Source organism: Brucella thiophenivorans, assembly GCF_002252445.1.
Lineage (GTDB): Bacteria > Pseudomonadota > Alphaproteobacteria > Rhizobiales > Rhizobiaceae > Brucella > Brucella thiophenivorans.
In genome coordinates, this window is sequence record NZ_NNRJ01000020.1 from 1 (window position 1) to 5,181 (window position 5,181).

Genomic DNA, 5,181 nt, shown 5'->3' on the forward strand with positions numbered 1-5,181 from the left:
TTGCAGCTGCTGGACGAGCAGTTGGCCACCGTCACCCGCCTGGCCAAGGACAACGAGCTGCCCGATGCCATCCTCACCGAGTCAGGGCTGAAAATCACCCCGCTGGATGCGGCGGTGCCGGATCGGGCGCAGGCGCTGATCGACCAAACCAGCCAGTTACTGCCGCGCATCAAGATCACCGAACTGCTGATGGACGTGGACGACTGGACGGGCTTCAGCCGCCACTTCACCCACTTGAAGGACGGGGCCGAGGCCAAAGACAGGACGTTGCTGCTGTCCGCAATCCTCGGTGATGCGATCAACCTCGGGCTGACCAAGATGGCCGAGTCGAGCCCCGGCCTGACCTACGCCAAGCTGTCCTGGCTGCAAGCCTGGCACATCCGCGACGAAACCTATTCGGCGGCCTTGGCCGAGCTGGTCAACCACCAGTATCGCCACGCCTTTGCCGCCCACTGGGGCGACGGCACGACCTCATCCTCCGATGGCCAGCGCTTCCGCGCGGGTGGCCGGGGCGAGAGCACCGGGCACGTCAACCCGAAGTACGGTAGCGAGCCGGGACGGCTGTTCTATACCCATATCTCCGACCAGTACGCGCCGTTCAGCACCCGCGTGGTGAATGTCGGCGTCCGCGATTCCACCTATGTGCTCGACGGCCTGCTGTACCACGAGTCCGACCTGCGGATCGAGGAGCACTACACCGACACGGCCGGCTTCACCGATCACGTCTTTGCCCTGATGCACCTGCTAGGCTTCCGCTTCGCGCCGCGCATCCGCGACCTCGGCGAAACCAAGCTGTACGTGCCGCAGGGCGTGCAAGCCTACCCGACGTTGCGCCCGCTGATCGGCGGCACCCTGAACATCAAGCACGTGCGTGCCCACTGGGACGACATCCTGCGCCTGGCCAGCTCGATCAAGCAGGGCACCGTCACCGCCTCGCTGATGCTGCGCAAGCTCGGCAGCTACCCGCGCCAGAACGGACTGGCCGTGGCCCTGCGCGAGCTGGGCCGGATCGAGCGCACGCTGTTCATCCTGGACTGGCTGCAAAGTGTTGAACTGCGCCGCCGCGTGCATGCCGGCCTGAACAAAGGTGAGGCGCGCAACTCGCTGGCCAGGGCGGTGTTCTTCAACCGCCTTGGGGAAATCAGGGATCGGAGCTTCGAGCAGCAGCGCTACCGGGCCAGCGGCCTCAACCTGGTGACGGCGGCTATCGTGCTGTGGAACACGGTGTACCTGGAACGCGCCACCCAGGGGTTGGTCGAGGCCGGCAAGCCGGTGGACGGCGAGCTGCTGCAATTCCTGTCGCCGCTGGGCTGGGAGCACATCAACCTAACCGGCGATTACGTCTGGCGGCAGAGCCGCAGACTGGAAGACGGGAAGTTTCGGCCCTTACGGATGCCCGGAAAACCTTAGCGTACGATTTTTTCCGAATTCTGCGGGCTCCCCTATCTCATCTGCGCAAGGCAGAACGTGAAGACGGCCGCCCTGGACCTCGCCCGCGAGCGCCAGGCGCACGAGGCCGGCGCGCGGACCCGCGCCACGGCCCACGAGCGGACGCCGCAGCAGGAGCGCCAGAAGGCCGCCAGAGAGGCCGAGCGCGGCCGTGAGGCTTGGACGCTAGGGCAGGGCATGAAAAAGCCCGTAGCGGGCTGCTACGGGCGTCTGACGCGGTGGAAAGGGGGAGGGGATGTTGTCTACATGGCTCTGCTGTAGTGAGTGGGTTGCGCTCCGGCAGCGGTCCTGATCAATCGTCACCCTTTCTCGGTCCTTCAACGTTCCTGACAACGAGCCTCCTTTTCGCCAATCCATCGACAATCACCGCGAGTCCCTGCTCGAACGCTGCGTCCGGACCGGCTTCGTCGAAGGCGTCTATCGCGGCCCGCAACAGCGGCGAGAGCGGAGCCTGTTCAACGGTGCCGCCGCGCTCGCCGGCATCGCTGTCGCCGGCCTGCTCCTCAAGCACGGCCCCAACAGTGAAGTAGCTGATTGTCATCAGCGCATTGACGGCGTCCCCGGCCGAAAAACCCGCCTCGCAGAGGAAGCGAAGCTGCGCGTCGGCCGTTTCCATCTGCGGTGCGCCCGGTCGCGTGCCGGCATGGATGCGCGCGCCATCGCGGTAGGCGAGCAGCGCCTGCCTGAAGCTGCGGGCATTCCCGATCAGAAATGAGCGCCAGTCGTCGTCGGCTCTCGGCACCGAATGCGTATGATTCTCCGCCAGCATGGCTTCGGCCAGTGCGTCGAGCAGCGCCCGCTTGTTCCTGAAGTGCCAGTAAAGCGCCGGCTGCTGAACCCCCAACCGTTCCGCCAGTTTGCGTGTCGTCAGACCGTCTACGCCGACCTCGTTCAACAGGTCCAGGGCGGCACGGATCACTGTATTCGGCTGCAACTTTGTCATGCTTGACACTTTATCACTGATAAACATAATATGTCCACCAACTTATCAGTGATAAAGAATCCGCGCGTTCAATCGGACCAGCGGAGGCTGGTCCGGAGGCCAGACGTGAAACCCAACAGACCCCTGATCGTAATTCTGAGCACTGTCGCGCTCGACGCTGTCGGCATCGGCCTGATTATGCCGGTGCTGCCGGGCCTCCTGCGCGATCTGGTTCACTCGAACGACGTCACCGCCCACTATGGCATTCTGCTGGCGCTGTATGCGTTGATGCAATTTGCCTGCGCACCTGTGCTGGGCGCGCTGTCGGATCGTTTCGGGCGGCGGCCGGTCTTGCTCGTCTCGCTGGCCGGCGCTGCTGTCGACTACGCCATCATGGCGACGGCGCCTTTCCTTTGGGTTCTCTATATCGGGCGGATCGTGGCCGGCATCACCGGGGCGACTGGGGCGGTAGCCGGCGCTTATATTGCCGATATCACTGATGGCGATGAGCGCGCGCGGCACTTCGGCTTCATGAGCGCCTGTTTCGGGTTCGGGATGGTCGCGGGACCTGTGCTCGGTGGGCTGATGGGCGGTTTCTCCCCCCACGCTCCGTTCTTCGCCGCGGCAGCCTTGAACGGCCTCAATTTCCTGACGGGCTGTTTCCTTTTGCCGGAGTCGCACAAAGGCGAACGCCGGCCGTTACGCCGGGAGGCTCTCAACCCGCTCGCTTCGTTCCGGTGGGCCCGGGGCATGACCGTCGTCGCCGCCCTGATGGCGGTCTTCTTCATCATGCAACTTGTCGGACAGGTGCCGGCCGCGCTTTGGGTCATTTTCGGCGAGGATCGCTTTCACTGGGACGCGACCACGATCGGCATTTCGCTTGCCGCATTTGGCATTCTGCATTCACTCGCCCAGGCAATGATCACCGGCCCTGTAGCCGCCCGGCTCGGCGAAAGGCGGGCACTCATGCTCGGAATGATTGCCGACGGCACAGGCTACATCCTGCTTGCCTTCGCGACACGGGGATGGATGGCGTTCCCGATCATGGTCCTGCTTGCTTCGGGTGGCATCGGAATGCCGGCGCTGCAAGCAATGTTGTCCAGGCAGGTGGATGAGGAACGTCAGGGGCAGCTGCAAGGCTCACTGGCGGCGCTCACCAGCCTGACCTCGATCGTCGGACCCCTCCTCTTCACGGCGATCTATGCGGCTTCTATAACAACGTGGAACGGGTGGGCATGGATTGCAGGCGCTGCCCTCTACTTGCTCTGCCTGCCGGCGCTGCGTCGCGGGCTTTGGAGCGGCGCAGGGCAACGAGCCGATCGCTGATCGTGGAAACGATAGGCCTATGCCATGCGGGTCAAGGCGACTTCCGGCAAGCTATACGCGCCCTAGGAGTGCGGTTGGAACGTTGGCCCAGCCAGATACTCCCGATCACGAGCAGGACGCCGATGATTTGAAGCGCACTCAGCGTCTGATCCAAGAACAACCATCCTAGCAACACGGCGGTCCCCGGGCTGAGAAAGCCCAGTAAGGAAACAACTGTAGGTTCGAGTCGCGAGATCCCCCGGAACCAAAGGAAGTAGGTTAAACCCGCTCCGATCAGGCCGAGCCACGCCAGGCCGAGAACATTGGTTCCTGTAGGCATCGGGATTGGCGGATCAAACACTAAAGCTACTGGAACGAGCAGAAGTCCTCCGGCCGCCAGTTGCCAGGCGGTAAAGGTGAGCAGAGGCACGGGAGGTTGCCACTTGCGGGTCAGCACGGTTCCGAACGCCATGGAAACCGCCCCCGCCAGGCCCGCTGCGACGCCGACAGGATCTAGCGCTGCGTTTGGTGTCAACACCAACAGCGCCACGCCCGCAGTTCCGCAAATAGCCCCCAGGACCGCCATCAATCGTATCGGGCTACCTAGCAGAGCGGCAGAGATGAACACGACCATCAGCGGCTGCACAGCGCCTACCGTCGCCGCGACCCCGCCCGGCAGGCGGTAGACCGAAATAAACAACAAGCTCCAGAATAGCGAAATATTAAGTGCGCCGAGGATGAAGATGCGCATCCACCAGATTCCCGTTGGAATCTGTCGGACGATCATCACGAGCAATAAACCCGCCGGCAACGCCCGCAGCATCGCGACCGTCATCGGTGAGAAGTTCGGCAGGTATTGGGTGGTGACAATGTAGGTGCTGCCCCAAATGGCAGGTGCTATCGCTGTGAACAATAAATCGGGCGTGCGTAATGACATGCGATTACAAGACCTCCGCTACGGCGATGGGTTTTTGAGAGTTGCAGGCGCCGCGATGACCGCACCCTGACTTGGACTGGCCCTGCCTCGCACCAATCCACCTGCGGCTATGGCCGCGATCATGCGAGGCCCGAAAATTACACGACCTGTACACGTCCGCCGAACCCGGAACGCAACAGAGCTTCGTGGGCATCCCGATCCGGGTCGTAGCAGCAGTCCTGGACCAAACGCACGTCGTAGTCCGCATCACTAGCCCAGGCGACGCTTGAAAGAACAACGCCGGTGGTGCTTATCCCGGCCATGACAAGCGTGCTTACGCCGCGCGTCCGAAGGTCGGCGTCGAGCGCCGTGCCATAAAAGACGCTGGCTCGCGGACATGCATAGAAAAGGTCGCCCCGTTCGATCGCAAGCCCTTCGACGGGCAGACCGGTGCGAAATCGTCCGCTCGGGAGATACGGTGAGATTTGGCGATTCGTCGCCGGCGGCGCATGTTCATACTCTTCGCCGAGCGAAAAGTTGGGGAACAGCACGGGCCGGCCGCGCAAGGCGTGCTGGCAGCCGTGCAGAC

Annotated in this window: 4 protein-coding genes and 1 pseudogene; 2 read left to right on the top strand and 3 right to left on the bottom strand. The window is 63.2% G+C overall.

The annotated features are described in order from the left end of the window. Positions 1-1,410, top strand: a pseudogene (locus CEV31_RS12250) (Tn3-like element TnAs1 family transposase); the annotation flags it as partial. Between the two features lie 331 nt (positions 1,411-1,741). On the opposite strand, the gene tetR(A) reads toward CEV31_RS12250, so the two are convergent. Next, on the bottom strand, positions 1,742-2,392 hold the full coding sequence (tetR(A), locus tag CEV31_RS12260; RefSeq protein ID WP_000164043.1) for a tetracycline resistance transcriptional repressor TetR(A): 651 nt from the start codon (positions 2,390-2,392) through the stop codon (positions 1,742-1,744). A 105-nt stretch (positions 2,393-2,497) separates the two neighbouring features. Here tetR(A) and tet(A) point away from each other — a divergent pair, with 105 nt between their 5' ends. Then, positions 2,498-3,697, top strand: a complete 1,200-nt coding sequence (gene tet(A) / locus CEV31_RS12265; RefSeq protein ID WP_000804064.1) for a tetracycline efflux MFS transporter Tet(A) — start codon at positions 2,498-2,500, stop codon at positions 3,695-3,697. A gap of 31 nt (positions 3,698-3,728) precedes the next feature. On the opposite strand, the gene CEV31_RS12270 is transcribed toward tet(A), so the two are convergent. Both CEV31_RS12270 and CEV31_RS12275 read right to left on the bottom strand, forming a co-directional pair. After that, complete coding sequence (locus tag CEV31_RS12270; RefSeq protein WP_000058717.1) at positions 3,729-4,613, bottom strand: DMT family transporter; 885 nt, start codon at positions 4,611-4,613, stop codon at positions 3,729-3,731. Between the two features lie 137 nt (positions 4,614-4,750). Beyond that, a partial coding sequence (locus CEV31_RS12275) for an isochorismatase family cysteine hydrolase (RefSeq protein WP_223218547.1) occupies positions 4,751-5,181 on the bottom strand: 431 nt, incomplete at its 5' end.